At 70.7% G+C, this 19,124-nt stretch carries 14 protein-coding genes; 7 read left to right on the forward strand and 7 right to left on the reverse strand.

What is annotated here, in order from left to right; translation table 11 throughout:
- Positions 1-206: 206 nt before the first annotated feature.
- Positions 207-2,693, reverse strand: a complete 2,487-nt coding sequence (locus tag ACO0E1_RS18415; protein WP_422875494.1) for a DNA gyrase/topoisomerase IV subunit A — start codon at positions 2,691-2,693, stop codon at positions 207-209.
- Positions 2,694-2,718: 25 nt separating this feature from the next.
- Here ACO0E1_RS18415 and ACO0E1_RS18420 point away from each other — a divergent pair, with 25 nt between their 5' ends.
- Positions 2,719-3,870 carry an alkaline phosphatase family protein gene (locus ACO0E1_RS18420; protein WP_422875495.1) on the forward strand — a complete coding sequence of 384 codons (1,152 nt, stop codon included), beginning with the start codon at positions 2,719-2,721 and terminating at the stop codon, positions 3,868-3,870.
- Positions 3,871-3,886: 16 nt separating this feature from the next.
- On the opposite strand, the gene sepH is transcribed toward ACO0E1_RS18420, so the two are convergent.
- A complete protein-coding gene (sepH, locus tag ACO0E1_RS18425) occupies positions 3,887-4,906 on the reverse strand; it encodes a septation protein SepH (RefSeq protein WP_422875496.1) in 1,020 nt (339 codons plus the stop codon).
- A gap of 275 nt (positions 4,907-5,181) precedes the next feature.
- Between sepH and ACO0E1_RS18430 the strand changes: the two genes are divergently transcribed.
- A complete protein-coding gene (locus tag ACO0E1_RS18430) occupies positions 5,182-5,481 on the forward strand; it encodes a DUF4193 domain-containing protein (protein WP_031263038.1) in 300 nt (99 codons plus the stop codon).
- Positions 5,482-6,212: 731 nt separating this feature from the next.
- Here ACO0E1_RS18430 and ACO0E1_RS18435 read toward each other — a convergent pair.
- A complete protein-coding gene (locus ACO0E1_RS18435) occupies positions 6,213-6,644 on the reverse strand; it encodes a DUF3093 domain-containing protein (protein ID WP_422875497.1) in 432 nt (143 codons plus the stop codon).
- A gap of 65 nt (positions 6,645-6,709) precedes the next feature.
- On the opposite strand from ACO0E1_RS18435, the gene dut reads away from it, so the two are divergent.
- The 5 genes from dut (at position 6,710) to dxs (ending at position 13,692) form a co-directional block, all read left to right on the forward strand.
- On the forward strand, positions 6,710-7,174 hold the full coding sequence (gene dut, locus ACO0E1_RS18440; RefSeq protein ID WP_422875498.1) for a dUTP diphosphatase: 465 nt from the start codon (positions 6,710-6,712) through the stop codon (positions 7,172-7,174).
- Positions 7,171-7,893: a DUF3710 domain-containing protein gene (locus ACO0E1_RS18445; protein ID WP_413602047.1), complete on the forward strand. Its 723-nt coding sequence runs from the start codon at positions 7,171-7,173 to the stop codon at positions 7,891-7,893. The genes dut and ACO0E1_RS18445 overlap by 4 nt, the downstream gene beginning before the upstream one ends.
- A gap of 12 nt (positions 7,894-7,905) precedes the next feature.
- Entirely contained in the window at positions 7,906-8,685 is a 780-nt protein-coding gene (locus ACO0E1_RS18450) for a DUF3159 domain-containing protein (RefSeq protein ID WP_422875499.1), read from the forward strand.
- A gap of 128 nt (positions 8,686-8,813) precedes the next feature.
- Positions 8,814-11,630, forward strand: coding sequence for an aconitate hydratase AcnA (acnA, locus tag ACO0E1_RS18455; protein WP_422875500.1), 2,817 nt, complete (start codon positions 8,814-8,816; stop codon positions 11,628-11,630).
- Between the two features lie 133 nt (positions 11,631-11,763).
- Positions 11,764-13,692: a 1-deoxy-D-xylulose-5-phosphate synthase gene (gene dxs, locus ACO0E1_RS18460; RefSeq protein ID WP_422875501.1), complete on the forward strand. Its 1,929-nt coding sequence runs from the start codon at positions 11,764-11,766 to the stop codon at positions 13,690-13,692.
- 84 nt (positions 13,693-13,776) lie between these two features.
- On the opposite strand, the gene ACO0E1_RS18465 is transcribed toward dxs, so the two are convergent.
- The 4 genes from ACO0E1_RS18465 to ACO0E1_RS18480 all read right to left on the reverse strand — a co-directional run bounded on the left by ACO0E1_RS18465 (position 13,777) and on the right by ACO0E1_RS18480 (position 19,102).
- A complete protein-coding gene (locus tag ACO0E1_RS18465; RefSeq protein WP_422875502.1) occupies positions 13,777-15,921 on the reverse strand; it encodes a 3-hydroxyacyl-CoA dehydrogenase NAD-binding domain-containing protein in 2,145 nt (714 codons plus the stop codon).
- Entirely contained in the window at positions 15,918-17,153 is a 1,236-nt protein-coding gene (locus ACO0E1_RS18470; protein WP_422875503.1) for a thiolase family protein, read from the reverse strand. The genes ACO0E1_RS18465 and ACO0E1_RS18470 overlap by 4 nt, the downstream gene beginning before the upstream one ends.
- Positions 17,154-17,261: 108 nt before the next feature.
- Entirely contained in the window at positions 17,262-18,509 is a 1,248-nt protein-coding gene (locus ACO0E1_RS18475; protein ID WP_422875504.1) for an HRDC domain-containing protein, read from the reverse strand.
- The gene (locus ACO0E1_RS18480) at positions 18,506-19,102 is read right to left on the reverse strand and encodes a DUF3000 domain-containing protein (RefSeq protein ID WP_422875505.1); all 597 of its coding nucleotides are present in this window, start codon (positions 19,100-19,102) and stop codon (positions 18,506-18,508) included. Before ACO0E1_RS18480 ends, ACO0E1_RS18475 begins: the two co-directional genes overlap by 4 nt.
- Positions 19,103-19,124: the final 22 nt, after the last annotated feature.

Below are 19,124 nucleotides of genomic sequence, written 5' to 3' on the forward strand. Positions count from 1 at the left end.
CGTGTTGGTGTGGTAACCCACATCGTCCCGGAGGTCTTCTTCTACGTCACCCGTTCACAACGTCCCAGGGAACTACATCTAGCGCGGGCGCTGTTTCGCGCTGAGCGACAGTTCGCGGGCTCCAGGGCCCGAGGATTGTCGCTCAACGCGAAACCTCGGAGGCCGGTGGCGCGCCGCGCGGCAGCATGGTGACGCGCTGGCGCGCCCTACGCCTCGCCGCGCGTGCCGTCGAGCGTCGCCGCGCTGCCGCCGATGGACCCGATGACGGCCTCGAGCGGGCTGCCCGACCCGTCACGCTTCGACAGCCAGTCCGGCAGGGTCCGTGCAGCGCCGTCCGAACCCACGGCGTGCGGGGGAGCGATGCCCGCCCACGCGACGCTGAGCCCGTCCTCGCCCTTCAGGAACGCATGCGCCCGGACGCCCTGTGTCGCCCGGCCCTTGCCGGGGAACTCCGACAGCGACGACACCTTGGCGCGCCCGGTGTCGGTGCCGGGGAGCGCCGACGACGACGTGGAGACCGTGGCGACGACGGCGTCCTCGGACGGGGCGACAGCGCCGAACCAGATGACCCGGGCGTCGGCGGCGAGGGAGACCCCCGCGACACCGCCGGCGGGGAGCCCCTGCGCCCGGACGACGGACGCGCCGAAGCGCAGCAGCTGCGCGTTCGAGGTGATGAACACCAGGTCGTCGGACTCTGGAGACTGAGCGGCACCGACGACGGCATCGCCTGGCTTCAGGCCGATCGCGACGAACTCGGGCTTGTCCGGCCACGCTCCCGGGACGACACGCTTCACGACGCCCTGGGCTGTGCCGATCGCGAGCGAGTGCTCAGTGGCGCCGGACAGGTCGACGATCGCGACCACGGCCTCGTTCCGGGGGATGCCGAGGTAGTCGTTCACGCGGACGCCCGCGTCGAGACGCACTGCCGCCGGTGGGACGGCCGGGACGTCGACGGGGGAGAACCGCACGATGCGTCCGGTCGAGGTCAGCGCGCCGACCTGTCCGCGCACCGTGCTGACCACGGTGGCGAGGACGGCGTCGTGCTTGGATCGCTTCGGCACCCGCACGATGCCGAGCTCCGACGTCGGGATGTCGACGCGGATGAGTCGACCCGTGGTGGACAGGAGCACGCGGCACGGGGAGTCCGCGACCTGCAGGTCCTCGGGGTTCACCACGGCCTTCTTGCCACCGCGGACGGGTGCGTCGGCTTCGGTCAGGAGCGTCCGGCGTGGTGTCGCGAACTTGTCCGACACCTCGGTGAGCTCGAGCGCGACCTGGGCGCGGAGTCGTTCGTCGGAAGCGAGCAGTTCCTCGAGCGCGGCGATCTCGCTGAGGAGCTGGTCGCGCTCGCCCTCGAGCTCGAGGCGCGAGAACTTCGTCAGGCGGCGGAGACGGAGCTCGAGGATGTACTCGGCCTGCACCTCGGACAGGTCGAAGACGTCCTGCAGGCGGGAGCGCGCGGCTTCCGAGTCGTCCGAGGACCGGATGACCTCGATGACCTCGTCGATGTCGAGGATCGCGACGAGGAGGCCCTCGACGAGGTGCAGTCGCTCCCGTCGCCGCGCGAGGCGGTACTCCGAGCGCCGCGTGACGACCGCCAGCCGGTGTTGCACGTACACGTCGAGGAGCTCGCGCAGTCCGAGCGTGCGCGGTGACCCGCCGACGAGCGCGACGTTGTTGATGCCGAAGCCCTCTTCGAGCGGCGTGTGCTTGTACAGCTGCTCGAGCACGGCGGAGGCGTTGAACCCGGACTTGATGCCGATGACGAGCCGGAGCCCGTGGTTGCGGTCGGTGAGGTCGTTGACGTCGGAGATGCCGACGAGCTTCTTCGACTGGACGCCGTCCTTGATCTTCTCGATCACGCGTTCCGGACCGACGAGGTACGGCAGCTCGGTGACGACGAGGCCGGTCTTCCGCGGGGTCAGGTTCTCGACGGCGACCTTGGCGCGCGTCCGGAACGTCCCGCGGCCGGTGGCGTAGGCGTCGCGCACGCCGGTGAGCCCCACGATCGTGCCACCGGAGGGGAGGTCGGGACCCGGCACGAACTCCATCAGCTCTTCGAGCGTGGCCTGCGGGTTCATCAGCAGGTGCTTGGCGGCCTCGACCACCTCGCCCAGGTTGTGCGGTGCCATGTTGGTGGCCATGCCGACTGCGATGCCCGACGCGCCGTTGACGAGCAGGTTCGGGAACGCGGCCGGGAGCACGCCCGGCTGCATGATCTGGTTGTCGTAGTTCGGGACGAAGTCGACGACGTCTTCGCCGAGGCCCTCGGTCATCGCCATCGAGGGCTCCGCCAGGCGCGCTTCGGTGTACCGGGCAGCGGCCGGACCGTCGTCGAGCGACCCGAAGTTGCCGTGCCCGTCGACCAGCGGCACACGCATCGTGAACGGCTGAGCCATCCGCACCAGGGCGTCGTAGATCGCGCCGTCGCCGTGCGGGTGCAGCTTGCCCATCACCTCGCCGGTGACGCGGGCGCTCTTCACGTGGCCGCGGTCCGGTCGGAGGCCCATCTCGGCCATCTGGTACAGGATCCGGCGCTGCACCGGCTTCAGTCCGTCGCGGGCGTCGGGGAGCGCGCGTGAGTAGATGACGGAGTACGCGTACTCGAGGAAGGAGCCCTGCATCTCCTCGGAGACGTCGACGTCCTCGATGCGCTCACCGTCGGGCAGACCGACTGCGTCCGTGCGTGCCATGGGACCTTTCTGGGAGGATCGGGGGGTGCCCCAAAGCCTACCGACGGCCCCCGACGACACCGCGAACCTCGCCGACGTGCTCCCGAGTTGCCTGGTGGCGCTCGGTGCCGTCGACGACGCATGGGTGCGTGAGCACGGCCTGGAGGCCCGGATCACCCTCCGCCCCGCCCGTTCCGCGGTCGTCGTCCTGGTGGACGGTCTGGGAGCCGGTGCGCTCGGCGCGCGTGCCGGGCACGCCCGGTTCCTGGCGGCCTCCCGGAAGCGCCTGCGGAGCGGGTTCCCCACGACGACCGCAGCCGCGCTGTCGACCCTGACGACCGGCCGGTCTCCCGGCACGCACGGCGTCGTCGGGTACAGCGGGTGGAACCCGGACACCGAGGTCGTCATGAACATGCTCGGCGGGTGGGACGACGGGGTCCCGGCCGGCTGGCTCCGGTCGGCGACCCTCTTCACCGCGGCGTCCGAGGTCGGCGTGGACCCCGTCGTGGTCGGCCCAGCCCGCTACCGGTCGTCCGGGATGACGGCGAACGTCCTCGGCGGCGCGCGCTACGTCCCCGCCGACACGATCGCCCAGCGCGTCGACGCCGCGATCGCGGAGACCCTCGTCGGCAGGTCGCTCGTGTACCTCTACGTACCGGAGCTCGACTCGATCGCCCACAAGCACGGGTGGCAGTCCGATCGGTGGACCGCGTCGCTCGAGGCGCTCGACGCGGAACTCGCGCGCCTGGACGCACGCGTCGCGGCCGGTGTCGGCATCGTCGTCACCGCGGACCACGGCATCCTCGACGTGCCGGAGGAGTCGAACATCGCGATCGACCCCGACCTGCTCGTGGACGTCGTCGGCGTTGCTGGGGACCCCCGCTGCCGGCAGCTCACCGTGGCGCCCGGCACCGACGTGCCAGTCCTCGTCGAGGCCTGGCGCACGAAGTACGGCAAGCGGGCGTACGTGGCGAGCAAGGACGAGGCGATCGCGGCGAACTGGTTCGGCGCCGTCGCCGACGAGGTCCGTCCGCGGATCGGCGACGTGGTCGTCGTCGCGCGCGGTTCGTGGGCGTTCAACGACGATCGCGACCTCGACCCGCGGAAAGACCCGAAGCGGATGATCGGCCAGCACGGCGCGCTCACCGACGACGAGGTCGGCGTACCCCTGCGCCTCGCAGGGGCCTTCGCCGGCTAGTCCTCTTCCGGAAGGGCTAGTCCTCTTCCGGACGGGTGCCGAACACGATCTCGTCCCAACTGGGCATCGCTCGGCGGTTGCGCTTCTTGCGCTCCTGCCGTCCCTCCGACTCCGGCGCCGACGACGGACGCTGGTCCGACTGCGGTGCGGTGTCCGACTGGTCCTCGAACCCCTGCAGCGGGATGTCGACGACGCTGATCGACCCTCGCGACTCGTCGTGCTGCTGGTCGGCGAACGACACGGACTCGCGTTCCCCGCGGCGACGGCGGAGCGCCTCGAGCAGGTCGGCGGTCTCGTTGCCCGGTGCGCGTTCCTCGATCTGAGCCGCACCGATGCGGGGGAGCGGCGCCCGGAGCGGGGCGCGCTCGGCCACCTCGGGGTTCGTGACGTCCTCGTCCGGCTCGTCGACACGGAACGCACCGGAGTCGAACCGGGTGCCGTCGGTGTCCTGCTGGTCGAACTCGACGGCGCGGAGCCGCGGTGCGAGCCCCTCGTCCTCGGTGTGCGACAGCCGGTGCGCGTCGCCGTTGTCCGGCGTCAGCGTGGAGGTCTTCGGGTCGAAGTGCCACTGGGCGTCGTGCTCGACCTCGGCGGCGGTGTAGCGGACCTGCACCTGCCAGCCGTTCTCCGCGTGCTTCCAGCTCGACCACGCGACACCGGTGGCGTCGCCGGACTCGAGCCGGGCGGAGATCGCCTCGCCGAAGGTGTCCGGGGTGGCGTCGTCGACGGGCGTGACCGGGACGCGGTGCGCGGCGTCGAGGATGAACGCGCGCTCCGCGAGGACGGGGCCCTCGAAGCGACGGACGTACTCGACGTCGACGTCGAGCGCTGCTGCGACCTCGGCTGCGTCGGCACCACCGCGGATGCGGGCCTGGACGTCCTTCGGTGACACGCGCTTCTGCGGCGTGCCGTCCGGGTTCGCCTGTCGGACCTGCCCCGCCAGCGACGATGTGACGGGCAACCGGAACTCGCTGCCGCCGTCGGTCGCGAGCAGGAGTGCCCCGGATTCCACCCCGATGACTCTCACGTCTTGCATGGTTCCGCCTTCCCAGCGTCGCGTACGGTCGTGCCTCGTACCCGGGAAGTATGCAGCGCGTCGGACCGGATTCCGGGGAGGCGCGCGCCGCGCGCCGTCATCGGATCGTGGATGTCGTCGAGCGTTTCCTGGCCGACGGGAATGGATCGGGCCAACGCCTGGTTGCACGGGCACGACGAGCCACCCGACGTTCAGTTTGCATCAGGGCGGCGCGTGTTGGATACTGTCGCCGCCGATCTCCGGCGACGACCTCTCGATACGAGAAATGGATGGGCATGGCCACCGATTACGACGCCCCCCGGAAGACCGACGACAACTCCGACTCGGAGTCGATCGAGGCCCTCAAGGAGCGCGTGCCCGACAAGATGTCGGGGGTCGTCGATGATGATTCCGACAACCCGGGCAGCTTCGAGCTGGCCGGTCAGGACCTCAGCGACGTCGACCTCGACGTCGTCGTGCTCCCCCCGCAGGTCGACGAGTTCACGTGCGTGGAGTGCTTCCTCGTGAAGCACCGCTCGCAGCTCGATCACGAGTCGAAGCTCGGCCCGGTCTGTGCGGAGTGCGCGGCGCTCTAGGCACACGCAGATGAGGACGGCCCGCATCCCTTCGGGGATGCGGGCCGTTCGACGTCTGCGGCGCGGCGGCGGGCCGGTGAGTGCGCAGTCGTGGCGACGCGGGGTGGGACGAGTGCGCAGTCGTGGCGATGCGCGGCGGCGGCGGAGCGCAGTTTCTGCGCACTCGACCGGGCGCGGCAGACCGGCGGGGCCACCGGACGGGAGGCTCGTGGCGGCCCGGCACCGTGCCTCCCGTCCGGTGGTGGTGGCGAGACGAGTGCGCATTCGTGGCGATCCGCGGCGGCGGCGGGCCGCCGCTTCGGCGCACTCGATTTGACGGGTCGGCCGGGCGCGGACGGGAGGCTCGTGGCGGCCCGGCACCGTGCCTCCCGTCCGGTGGTGGCGGGGTGGGACGAGTGTGCAGACGTGACGACGCGCGGCGGCGGCGGGCCGCCGCTTCTGCGCACTCGACCGGGCGCGGACGGGAGGTCAGTGGCGGCCCGGCACCGTGCCTCCCGTCCGACGGGTGGCGGCACGAGTGCGCAGTCGTGGCGACCTGCGGCGGTGCCGGGGCGCCGTTTCTGCGCACTCGGTCACGCGGGTGCGGCGACCAGGGGCGGACTGGAGGCTCGTGGCGGGCCGGCACCGAGCCTCCCGTCCGGCGGTGGCGGCGGGCCGGTGAGTGCGCAGTCGTGGCGACGCGCGGCGGGGCCGGGGCGCCGTTCCTGCGCACTCGATCTGGCAGGCGTGCCTCAGGAAGCGAGCGCGGCGGCGACCTTCTGCGGGTTCCGCACGCTGACGAGCCAGTACGGCGTGGGGTCGGCGTCGTCCCGGACCTCGACCTTGACGACGCCCTTCACGTAGCCGCGGAAGAGCGTCCAGGCGCGCGCGTCGAGCTTCGGGCCGCGCTGCGTCGTCGCCTCGGCGCCGGTGTAGCCGGCGACCTCGCCCACGAGCGTGCGGGGCAGGTGTGCGCGTCCTGCACGGAACTCGGTCTCCGTCACCTCGATCACGGGTGCGAGGACCCACAGGAGCACCAGGACGGCGATCTCCATGCACGCGGCGACGATGATGCCCGTCGCGATGTTGATCGGCAGGAAGACGAGCAGGCTCGCCGGGATGACGAGCGCCGTCGCCAGGTACAGGATCGGTGGCGCCCAGAGGCGTTCGCGGTACAGGGTCACGACCCCATTCGATCACGACTCGGGGCAGGTCACGGAACGGTCACGGTCTGCACTACCCTCGACACGTGACCGAACCAGTCGACGTGCCCTGGACCGGGGAGAACGCTCCCGGCTACGCCCACCCCGGTGATGCCGGTGCCGACCTCGTCTCGACCGAGGCGTTCGTGCTCGCACCGGGCGAGCGGCGTCTCGTGCCGACGGGGCTCTCGATCGCACTGCCGGAGGGGTACGCGGCGTTCGTCGTCCCGCGCAGTGGTCTCGCGGCGAAGCACGGCATCACGATCGTGAACTCGCCGGGCACCGTCGACTCGGGGTACCGCGGCGAGATCAAGGTCTCGCTGCTCAACACCGACGTCGCCGAGCCGTACGAGGTGCACGTCGGCGACCGCATCGCCCAGATGATCGTGATGCCCGTGCCGCGTGTGACGTTCTCGCGGGTGGACGAGCTCCCGGACAGCGTCCGTGGCCAGGGTGGCTTCGGCTCGTCGGGCTACGGTGTCACGAACCAGCAGGAAGGAACGCGAGCATGAGGATCGGCCGACGCAAGCGCGACGAGGTCGAGGTGGCCGCAGAGGTCGCCGCCGACGTCGAGGTCGCGGAGACGACACCAGAGGTCGAGCTCGCCGACGAGGCGGACTCGGGACTCGACGAGGTCGTGGAGTTCGCTCCGACCGGCAAGTCCGCTCCCGACGACCGGGAGGAAGCGGGTCCGCTCGACGAAACCGAGGCGAACCCGGTCCGGCCGTACGTGGACCTCGGCGGCGTGAAGATCCTGCCGCGCGAGGGCCTGCACCTCCGGCTCGAGGTCGAGGAGGGCTCCCAGCGCGTCGTCGCCGTCGGGCTCGACTACGACGAGTCCACGCTCCAGGTCCAGCCCTTCGCCGCGCCGCGGTCGACCGGTCTCTGGCACGAGATCCGGGCGCAGATCGCCGAGCAGATCGAGCGCCAGGGCGGCTCCGTGACCGAGGTCGACGGCCCGTTCGGTCCCGAGCTCCGTGCCTCGGTCCCCGTCGTGGTGGACGGTGACGGCGGCGCTGCTGGCGCTCGCCCGGCCCGGTTCATCGGCGTCGACGGCCCCCGCTGGTTCCTCCGCGGCGTGATCGCGGGCAAGGCCGCCGAGCAGCCGGACGACGCCGAGGAGATCGAGGACCTGTTCCGCAGCGTCGTGGTGGTCCGTGGCACCACGCCGATGCCGCCGCGTGACCTCATCCCACTGCACATGCCGAAGTCGACGCAGTCGGCCATCTGATCCGGAGCACCGTTGCCCGAGCAGCACGACGACCGTGACGACCGTGACGACCGCTTCGCTGATGAGCGCGAGCAGCCCCTGTCGCTGAACGCACAGCTCCGCGACGCCGTCCGGAACGCGGGCATCGCGAAGGTGGCGCCCGGCGAGGCGCCGTCCGGCAGGGCCCTCGTCGGCGCAGTCGGCGGCGTCCGGGGACTCGCGGAATCGGTGCTGCCCGGGTTCGCGTTCCTCATCGTGTACGCGATCACGAAGGAACTCGTCCCGAGCGTCGTGATCCCGGTCGTCGTCGGGCTCGTGTTCGTCGTGCTGCGACTGCTGCAGCGGCAGTCCCTCGCGATGTCGTTCGCCGGCATCCTCGGCGTGGCGATCTCCGCCGGCCTCGCGCTCATCACGGGCAAGGCCGAGAGCAACTTCATCCCCGGGATCGTCATCAACCTGGTCTGCCTGCTGGTGCTCCTCGTGACGCTCGCGATCCGGCGCCCGCTCATCGGGCTGATCGTCGGGCTGCTCGCGCAGGGCGACGACGGCGGTCCCATGGACTGGCGTGCCGACCCCGCCAAGCGCCGGGTGCTCACGGTCGCCACGTGGATGTGGGTCGGCCTCTTCGCGCTCCGCCTGGTCATCGAGATCCCGCTGTACCTCGCCGCGCAGGTCGAGCTGCTCGCGGCGATCAAGCTCATCACCGGGGTCCCGCTCTACGCCGCGCTGCTCTGGGTGACGTGGCTGCTGGTCCGGACGGTCTTCCGGCACGACGAGCGCCCCCGGCACGACGACGACGCGGCCACGGTGTAGAGTTATCTCGACATCGAGATAGTTTCCCCCGGGGCACCGCAGCGTCGGGGGTTTAGGTTTGCCTTGCTGGTGGGACGGTCCACGGCCCGCAAGGATGAGGGCAAACCGATCAGTAGGGAGGCGGCACGGTGGCTGCAGTCAATAGCTTCGGCTCGAAGGACACACTGTCGGTTGGGGGTGTCGACTACGCGATCCACCGGATCGACTCGGTCCCCGGTCACGAGAAGCTCCCGTACAGCCTGAAGGTGCTGCTCGAGAACCTCCTCCGCACCGAGGACGGCAAGAACGTCACGGCGGACCAGATCCGCTCGCTCGGCAACTGGCGTCCCGAGGCCGACCCGGACACCGAGATCCAGTTCTCGCCGGCTCGCGTCGTCATGCAGGACTTCACCGGCGTGCCGTGCATCGTCGACCTTGCCACCATGCGCGAGGCGATGGCCACGATCGGCGGCGACCCGAACAAGATCAACCCGCTGTCGCCGGCCGAGATGGTCATCGACCACTCGGTCATCGCCGACCTGTTCGGTCGCGAGGACGCGCTCCAGCGCAACACCGACCTCGAGTACGAGCGGAACGGTGAGCGCTACCAGTTCCTCCGCTGGGGCCAGACCGCGTTCGAGGACTTCAAGGTCGTCCCGCCGGGAACCGGCATCGTCCACCAGGTCAACATCGAGTACCTGGCGAAGGTCACCTACACGCGTGACTTCGACGGCGAGACCTACGCCTACCCCGACACGCTCGTCGGCACCGACTCGCACACGACGATGGTCAACGGCCTCGGCGTGCTCGGCTGGGGCGTCGGCGGCATCGAGGCAGAAGCCGCGATGCTCGGCCAGCCCGTGTCGATGCTCATCCCGAAGGTCGTCGGCTTCAAGCTCTCGGGTGAGATCCCCGCAGGCGTGACCGCGACCGACGTGGTGCTCACCATCACGCAGGAGCTCCGGAAGCACGGTGTCGTCGGCAAGTTCGTCGAGTTCTACGGCGAGGGCGTCAGCGCCGTCCCGCTCGCGAACCGCGCCACGATCGGCAACATGTCGCCGGAGTTCGGCTCCACCGCGGCGATCTTCCCGGTCGACGAGGTCACGCTCGACTACCTCCGCCTGACCGGTCGCGACGAGGCGCAGATCGCGCTGGTCGAGGCGTACTCCAAGACGCAGGGCCTGTGGCACGACGCCTCGGTCGAGCCGGCGTACTCCGAGTACATGGAGCTCGACCTCTCCACGGTCGTCCCGTCCATCTCCGGCCCGAAGCGCCCGCAGGACCGCATCGAGCTGTCGAAGGCGAAGGACCAGTTCGAGGTCGACCTCGCCAACTACACCGACCCGGCCGTGCAGACGGACCTGGACGACGCGGTCGAGGACACCTTCCCCGCGTCCGACCCGATCGCCGCGGGCTCCACGACCGAGGACACGACGACGCACGAGCACGTCTACGTCTCGAGCGCCCCGTCCACGGCGTCGCAGCCGACCAAGGTCGCGATGGACGGCGCCGACCCGTTCACGATCGACCACGGCGCCGTCGCGATCGCCGCGATCACCTCGTGCACGAACACGTCGAACCCGTCGGTCATGATGGCCGCGGGGATCCTCGCCCGGAACGCCGCGAACAAGGGCCTGACCGCGAAGCCGTGGGTCAAGACCACGCTCGCCCCTGGTTCGAAGGTCGTCACCGACTACTACGAGAAGGCCGGTCTCACGACCTACCTCGAGCAGCTCGGCTTCTACACGGTCGGCTACGGCTGCACCACCTGCATCGGCAACTCGGGCCCGCTGCCCGAGGAGATCTCGCAGGCCGTGCAGGACAACGACCTCGCCGTGACCGCGGTGCTCTCGGGCAACCGCAACTTCGAGGGCCGGATCAACCCGGACGTCAAGATGAACTACCTGGCGTCCCCGCCGCTGGTCATCGCGTACGCCCTCGCCGGGTCGATGCACTTCGACTTCGACAAGGACGCGCTCGGGCAGGACCAGGACGGCAACGACGTCTACCTGGCGGACATCTGGCCCGACACGGCCGAGGTCCAGCAGGTCATCGACGCCTCGATCGACACCGACATGTTCACCCACGAGTACGGCTCCGTGTTCGAGGGCGACGACCGCTGGAAGAACCTGCCGACCCCGACGGGCGACACCTTCGAGTGGGACACCGAGTCGACCTACGTGCGGAAGCCCCCGTACTTCGAGGGCATGACGATGACGCCGGACGCTGTCTCCGACATCTCCGGTGCGCGCGTCCTCGCGAAGCTCGGCGACTCGGTCACGACCGACCACATCTCGCCCGCCGGTTCGATCAAGGCCGACAGCCCGGCGGGCAAGTACCTCGCCGAGCACGGTGTGGACCGCAAGGACTTCAACTCCTACGGCTCGCGCCGCGGCAACCACGAGGTCATGATCCGCGGCACGTTCGCGAACATCCGTCTGCGCAACCAGCTCCTCGACGGGGTGGAGGGCGGCTACACCCGCGACTTCACCACGCCCGACGGCGAGCAGTCGTTCATCTACGACGCGTCACAGCACTACCAGGAGCAGGGCATCCCGCTCGTCGTGTTCGGCGGCAAGGAGTACGGCTCCGGCTCGTCGCGCGACTGGGCTGCGAAGGGCACGAACCTCCTCGGCGTCAAGGCCGTCATCACCGAGAGCTTCGAGCGCATCCACCGCTCGAACCTCATCGGCATGGGCGTCGTCCCGCTGCAGTTCCCGGCAGGCGAGTCGATCGAGTCCCTCGGGCTCGACGGCACCGAGGTCGTCTCGATCTCGGGCCTCACGGAGCTGAACGAGGGGCGCACGCCGAAGACGGTCCACGTCACCGCGACGCCGAGCGAGCACTCGCCCGCCGGCAAGGAGACCGTGGAGTTCGACGCGGTCGTCCGCATCGACACCCCCGGTGAGGCCGACTACTACCGCAACGGCGGCATCCTGCAGTACGTGCTCCGCTCGCTCGTCTGAGCGAGGTGAGCACAGGTCGCTGACGCGACCACATGACGGACTGGAGGCTCGGTGCGCGACCCGCACCGAGCCTCCGGTCCGTCTGCTGGTTGCGCGAATAGCATGGGGCCTTCGCCGCACGAAAGGAGCGCCCGTGAGTCTGCTCGCCAGCATCACGTCGCCGCGCGACCTGAAGCGTCTCTCCGACGCCCAGATGACGGAACTGTCCGCCGAGATCCGGCGGTTCCTCGTCGCCGAGGTCGCGAAGACCGGTGGGCACCTCGGGCCGAACCTCGGCGTCGTCGAGCTGACGCTCGCGATGCACCGGGTGTTCGACTCGCCGAACGACCCCTTCGTGTTCGACACCGGCCACCAGTCGTACGTGCACAAGATCGTCACCGGGCGGCAGGACTTCTCGCACCTCCGGGAGCGCGGCGGCATCGCCGGCTACCCGCAGCGGAGCGAGTCGGAGCACGACATCGTGGAGTCCTCGCACGCGTCCTCGTCGCTCTCCTGGGCCGACGGGATATCCCGGGCCTTCCGGCAGACCGGGCAGCACGACCGGACCGTCGTCGCCGTGGTCGGTGACGGCGCGCTCACGGGCGGGATGACGTGGGAGGCGCTCAACAACATCTCGGACGACAACGACCGCCGCCTGGTGATCGTCGTCAACGACAACGGTCGGTCCTACGCCCCGACGATCGGTGGCATGGCGCGCTACCTGAACTCCGTGCGCACGCGTCGCGAGTACCGCGCCCTGTACGAGAAGACCCAGGCGGCAGCAGCGCGCTTCGGGGCTCCCGGGCGTGCGGTGTACCGCGGGATGCGCGGCGGACTGCACGGCTTCCTGTCGCGGCTGACGAACAATGAGGCGCTCTACTCGAACCTCGACATCAAGTACATCGGTCCGGTCAACGGACACGACCAGCAGGCCATGGAGAGCGCACTCCGGCAGGCCAAGGAGTACGGCGCCCCGGTCATCGTGCACGCGATCACCGAGAAGGGCCACGGCTTCGAGCCGGCGCTGCGCGACCAGGCGGACCAGTTCCACGCCGTCGGGCACATCGACCCGGAGACGGGGGAGTCGCTCGACACCGCCTCGGGTCCGTCGTGGACCTCGGTGTTCGCGTCGTCGCTCGCGGACCTCGGCGATGAGGACCCGCGCATCGTGGCGATCACGGCGGCCATGCTCCGGCCGACCGGGCTGCACCTGTTCCAGCAGCGGCACCCCTCACGCGTGATCGACGTCGGGATCGCCGAGCAGCACGCCGTCACCAGCGCCGCGGGGCTCGCCTACGGCGGACTGCACCCCGTGGTCGCCCTCTACGCCACGTTCCTCAACCGTGCGTTCGACCAGGTGCTGATGGACGTGGCGCTGCACCGTGCCGGGGTGACGTTCGTGCTCGACCGTGCCGGTGTCACCGGCCCGGACGGTCCGTCGCACCACGGGATGTGGGACCTCGCGCTGCTGCAGGTCGTCCCGGGGATCCGGATCGCGGCACCGCGTGACGCGGCGACCCTGCGCGAGGAGCTCCGCGAGGCGGTGGCGATCGAGGACGCGCCGACGGTGCTGCGCTGGTCGAAGGGGCAGGTCGGGCCGGACATCCCCGCGGTGTCACGGCTGTCGGACGGCGTGGACGTGCTGCACGCCGCTGCCGCATCGGACGACGTGCTGATCGTGGCCGTCGGGTCGATGGTGCCGGTCGCGCTCGAGGCCGCCGCACTGCTCGAGGCGCAGGGCATCGGCGTCACCGTGGTCGATCCACGGTGGGTCGTGCCGATCCCGGCGTCGCTCATCGACCTCTCGCGCGACCACCGGCTGGTCATCACGATCGAGGACGGCGTCCGTGTCGGCGGTGTCGGGACGCGGCTGCGGCAGGACCTCCGCGCGGCCGGCGTCGACACCGGGGTGAACGAGCTCGGGCTGCCGGACGAGTTCATCGACCACGCCACCCGCGCCCAGATCCTGCACGACGCCGGGCTCACGGCGCAGGCGATCGCCCGCGACGTCATCGACCAGGTCGTCGGGACGAAGCTGCCCCAGGCGAAGCCGGCGCGGTCGCGGGAGTCCGCCGAGCGCTGACGCCCGTTCGGAACCGCGAAACGGACACAGCACCACGGGATCCCGTGGTGCTGTGTCCGTTTCGCGGTGCGGTGCGGGCGGGCGTCAGCGGGACGCCGGGCCCACGATCGCGGGGTCGTGGAACGTACCGCCGAAGACGCGCTCGGACGCTCCGGAGCGGTCCAGGTACGGGCTGATCCCGCCGGCCTGGAACGGGTACCCAGCGCCGAGGATCAGCCCGAGGTCGATCTCCTCGACGTGCTCGACCACACCGTCCGCCAGCATGCGGTGCAACTCATCGGCGAGGGCGTCCTCGAAGCGCTGCTGCATCGTTGCCGCGTCCACGGCGTCCGCGTCCTTCTTCGCGGGCGCGACGAGCTTCACGGCGGCGGGGTCGTAGCCCGTCGCGTTGCCCTTCTTGTCGCGCGTCAGGATGTGACCGAACTCGGCGATCCGCTTCAGCCCGTCGCCGGGGTAGAAGCGCTCCGGCCACGCAGCGTGGTGGGAGTCGAGCACGTGCGCTCCGACCGGCAGGCCGACGAGCTCGAGCAGCTCGAACGGGGACATCGGCAGCCCGAGCGGCGCCGCACCCTCCGCGACGACCTCGAACGGCGTGCCCCCCTCGACGCCGCGCATGGCTTCGCCCAGCACGCGCGCGAGCACCCGGTTCACGACGAAGCCCGGCTGGTCGGCCGTGACGATCGCCGTCTTCTTGAGTGTCTTCGCGACGGACAGCGCCGTTGCGACGGCCTCGTCCGAGGTCTCGGACGCGCGGACGACCTCGACCAGGGGCATCACGGCCACCGGGTTGAAGAAGTGGAACCCGACCAGGCGCTCCGGGTTCGTCAGCACGGACGCCATCTCGGCGACGGACAGCGACGAGGTGTTCGTGGCGAGGATCGCGTCGGGCGCGATCACCTTCTCGATGGCGGCGAGCACGTCCTGCTTGACGGACATCTCCTCGAACACGGCCTCGATCACCCAGTCGGCGTCCGCGAACGCGTCGTAGGACACCGAGCCGCTGACGAGTGCGCTGATCCGGTTGGCGTCGTCCTGGGAGACGCGGCCCTTGGCGAGCAGCTCGTCGACGGAGGAGCGGATTCGTGCCACGCCGGCGTCCACGCGCTCCTGCGAGACGTCGGTGATGACCACGGGGACGCCGAGTCGGCGGGCGAAGAGCAGCGCGAACTGCGACGCCATGAGTCCGGCGCCGAGGACGCCGACCTTCGTGATCTTCTTCGGCTCGACGTCGGTCGGTGCGCCGACGGGCTTCTTCGCACGCTTCTGCACGAGGTCGAACGCGTACATCGACGCGGCGAACTGGTCGCCCGAGATGAGGTCGGCGAGGGCGTCGTCCTCGCCGGCGAAGCGCTCGTCGAGTGACCCGCTGCGCGCGGCGGCGACCAGGTCGAGCGCGCGGAACGGCGACTTCGGCACCGTGCCGATCTTGGACGCGACCTGCGAGCGCGCGACCTTGACGACCGTGCCCCACGCGGCCTTCTCGAGCATGCCGGGCTCGTTCTTCCTGACGACCTTCGTGGTGCCGGACACGACGCCGTCGATCCACGCCACGGCGGACGGCAGGAACGTCACCGACGGGATGAGCGCGTCGCCGATGCCGAGCTCCACCGCGGCGGGGCCGTCCATCAGCCGGTTGTTCTTCAGCGGGTTCTCGACGATGACGCGGAGCGCCTTCTCCGGACCGATCAGGCGGGGGAGCAGCGTCGCGCCGCCCCAGCCGGGGATGATGCCGAGGAACACCTCGGGGAGACCGATGCCCTGCGCGGCCGAGGAGAACGCGCGGTAGGTGCAGTGCAGCCCGATCTCCAGGCCACCGCCGAGGGCGATCCCGTTGATCAGCGCGAACGACGGGACACCGAGGTCGCTGAACTTCCGGAGCGTGGCGTGCCCGAGTGCCGCGAGGTCGTGCGCGACGTCCCGCGACGGCACGGAGGCGGCCTGGGAGAGGTCGGCCCCTGCAGCGAAGCAGTACTCCTTGCCCGTGACGGCGACGGCCTGCACGGTGCCGGCGGCCGCCTCGGTCTTGAGCGTGTCGAGCACGCCGGAGAGCTCGTGGAGGGTGCGCGGCCCGAGCGTCGACGGACGCTTGTAGTCCTTGCCGTTGTCGAGCGTGATGAGTCCGAGCGTGCCGCCGGATGGCAGCGCGACGTGCTTCAGGTACGAGTGGGTGACGACCTCGTGCTCGGAGAGGGCGAGCAGTCGGTCGTTGTCGACGAGGGTCATGGTCATGCCGCCTTCCGTGCCGCTGACTTGCTGAAGTGCGGGTTCTCCCAGATGACGGTTCCGCCCTGGCCGAGCCCGATGCACATCGTCGTGATGCCGTACTTGACGTCGGGACGCTCGGCGAACTGCGCCGCGAGCTGGGTCATCAGGCGGACGCCGCTCGACGCGAGCGGGTGCCCGACGGCGATCGCGCCGCCCCAGGCGTTCACGTTCGTGGAGTCCTGCGCGATGCCGTAGTTGTCGAGGAAGGCGAGCACCTGCACGGCGAACGCCTCGTTGATCTCGAAGAGGCCGATGTCGTCGATCGACAGCCCGGCCTTGGCGAGTGCCTTGTCCGTCGCGGGGACCGGACCGACACCCATCACCTCGGGGTCGACGCCCGCGAAGGCGAAGGACACCATGCGCATCTTCGGCTCGAGGCCGAACTGCTTCGCGCCGGCGTCGGAGGCCAGGAGACTCATCGTCGCGCCGTCGTTGAGGCCGGCCGCGTTGCCTGCGGTGACCCGGCCGTGCGGACGGAACGGGGTCTTCAGCGCCGCGAGTGCCTCGAGCGTGGTGCCCGGGCGGGGCGGCTCGTCGCCGGAGACGATGTCCCAGCCCTCGCCGGTGTTCACCTCGACGGGCACGAGGTCCGGCTGCAGCTTGCCGGCGGCCCACGCGGCGGCGTACCGCTGCTGTGACTGCACGGCGTAGGCGTCGGTGCGGTCCTTCGTGATCGCCGGGAACCGGTCGTGCAGCCGCTCGGCGGTCTTGCCCATGACCAGCGCGTCGGCGTTCACCATGCGCTCGGCGATGAACCGCGGGTTCGGGTCGGAGTTGAAGCCCATCGGGTGGCGTCCCATGTGCTCGACTCCACCGGCGATGGCGATGTCGGCCGCACCGAACGCGATCGCGCCGGCGAGGGTCGTCACGCTCGTCATGGCACCGGCACACATGCGGTCGATGGCGTAGCCGGGCACGGACTTCGGCAGGCCGGCGAGCATGCCGACGGTGCGTCCGAGGGTCAGCCCCTGGTCGCCCTGCTGCGTCGTCGCGGCGACCGCCACGTCGTCGACGGCCGCGTGGTCGAGTGACGCGTTCCGGTCGAGCAACCCGCGCATCGCGTGGACGGCGAGGTCGTCGGCGCGGGTCCGCCAGAACACCCCCTTCTCCCCGGCACGTCCGAACGGTGTCCGCACGCCGTCAACGAAGACGACGTCTGATGCCTTTGGCAAAGCTGGCCTCCAGAAGATCAACATCGATCGAGCCGGACGATCGGGTCGTCCCGCCCTGGTCGGGGCGCACCCCGACGACGCACCCGACGCTATGCCCCACGGCTGAGGAGACGCACCTCGGTTGGTCGGTTCCTACGACGAGGCAGGAGCCTCGGTGGACGGCTCCTGTCCGGCTGCGACAAAGGCGTCGGCGATCCGCGACGCGGACTCCTCGACCTGCCACGGTCGTGCGTCGAGCGCGACGAGGGCGGCGGCGACCGACTCGGCCGTGGCCGGCGTCGGCGGTTCCCACGCGATGGCGCGGAGGGTGTCCGGCGTGAGCAGGTTCTCGAGCGGCAGGTCGAGCTCCTCGGCGCGGGCGGTCATCGCGGCGCGTGCTGCCTTGTACCGCCGGTCGGCCTCCGGGTTGCGGTCGGCCCACGCACGCGGCGGCGGGAGGGTCGGTTCGCCCTTGCCGCGCAGTCGTGGCAGGTCGTCGGTCGTCCGGCCGGCATCCACGGCGGCCCACCACCGGTCGAGCTCGGACCGGCTGGCGCGGCCGGTGAACGCCTTCAGCGCGGCGAGGTCCTTGCGGGACTCCGGAGCTGCTGCGGCGGCGGCGACGATCGCGGAGTCCGGGATCGTGCGACCCGGCGAGACGTCGGTCTCCTGCGCGAAGGCGTCACGGACCTCCCAGAGTGCGCGGGCGATCGCCAGGGCGCGCTGTCCACGGAGGGCGTGCATCCCGGACAGGCGGCGCCACGGCTCGGCACGCGGGGGCTTCGGCGCCCGGTGCAGGACCGCGTCGAACTCCTGCCGCGCGATCTCGGACTTGCCGGACTCCTCGAGCTTCGCGGCGAGGGCGTCGCGGAGGTCGGGGAGCAGCTCGACGTCGAGTGCGGCGTAGACCAACCACGACTGCGGGAGCGGCCGGGTGGACCAGTCGGCCGCGGAGTGGGCCTTCGCGAGCGTGATGCCGAGGAGCTGCTCCACGACGGCGCCGAGGCCGACGCGGGGGAACCCGGCGATGCGGGCACCGAGCTCGGTGTCGAAGATCCGCGACGGGTCGAGCCCGACCTCGCGGAGACACGGCAGGTCCTGCGAAGCGGCGTGGAAGAGCCACTCCTCGTCGACGATCGCGTCCTGCAGCTCCTGGAACGAGCCGATCGCGATGGGGTCTAAGAGGAACGCACCGGCGCCGCGGCGGAACACCTGGATCAGGTAGGCGCGCTGCGAGTACTTGTAGCCGCTGGCGCGCTCGGCGTCGACGGCGACCGGGCCGTGTCCGGACGCGATCGCGGCGACCGCATCGAGGTAGTCCGCACGCGACTCGATGACCTTGACCGCGTCGTGCCCCTCTTCGAACGAGGGGACGACGGGGTTCGGTACGGGGTCAGTCACTTCGCGAGCCTCCTGGGGCCGAGCAGCGTCACGCCGTCCGACGACGGGGGCAGTCCTGCGAGCATGGCGACGATCTCCTCCCACGCCTCGACGTGCGCGACGAGGTCGCTGCCGTCGACGTCCGTGACGTGCGGGGTCCACGAGGCCCGGAGCTCCAGCTGTGCGCCGTCGCCCTGGGCCGCGAGCTCGCCGTAGCCGCGGGAGATGATCTTGGTAGCGGTGCCCGACGCGTGGTCGTACGTCGCACCGTGTGCCTCGAGCGCGTCGACGAGCCAGCTCCACGTGACGTCGGCGACGAACTCGTCGACGCCGATCTCCGGTTCGAGCGGGGCCTGCGCGAAGGTCACGATGCGGAACGGCCCGTGCCAGCCCTCGGGCTCGGCGGGGTCGTACAGCGCGATGAACCGACCGGTGCCGAGGTCGGAGTCGACCCCGTGCGCCGCCCCGGAGACGTCCGCCGCGAGGGCGATCGAGAACGGGGCCATGCGGCTCGGGGAGGGGATCTCGGTGACCGTCGTCTCGGTGCGGGTCCCGCCCGAGGACACGAACGCGCGGAGCTGCGCGAAGGCCTCGGGCTCTCGGGTTTCGGACACGAATGCAGACTAGGCTCCGGAC

It is taken from the genome of Curtobacterium guangdongense (assembly GCF_049341845.1).
Lineage (GTDB): Bacteria > Actinomycetota > Actinomycetes > Actinomycetales > Microbacteriaceae > Curtobacterium > Curtobacterium guangdongense.

Excerpts from the sequence above, each read along its gene's own strand:
- ACO0E1_RS18415 (WP_422875494.1), bottom strand. The coding sequence starts at position 2,693 with ATGGCACGCACGGACGCAGTCGGTCTGCCCGACGGTGAGCGCATCGAG.
- ACO0E1_RS18465 (WP_422875502.1), bottom strand. The coding sequence starts at position 15,921 with ATGACCATGACCCTCGTCGACAACGACCGACTGCTCGCCCTCTCCGAG.
- ACO0E1_RS18430 (WP_031263038.1), top strand. The coding sequence starts at position 5,182 with ATGGCCACCGATTACGACGCCCCCCGGAAGACCGACGACAACTCCGAC.
- sepH (WP_422875496.1), bottom strand. The coding sequence starts at position 4,906 with ATGCAAGACGTGAGAGTCATCGGGGTGGAATCCGGGGCACTCCTGCTC.
- ACO0E1_RS18445 (WP_413602047.1), top strand. The coding sequence starts at position 7,171 with ATGAGGATCGGCCGACGCAAGCGCGACGAGGTCGAGGTGGCCGCAGAG.
- ACO0E1_RS18470 (WP_422875503.1), bottom strand. The coding sequence starts at position 17,153 with ATGTTGATCTTCTGGAGGCCAGCTTTGCCAAAGGCATCAGACGTCGTC.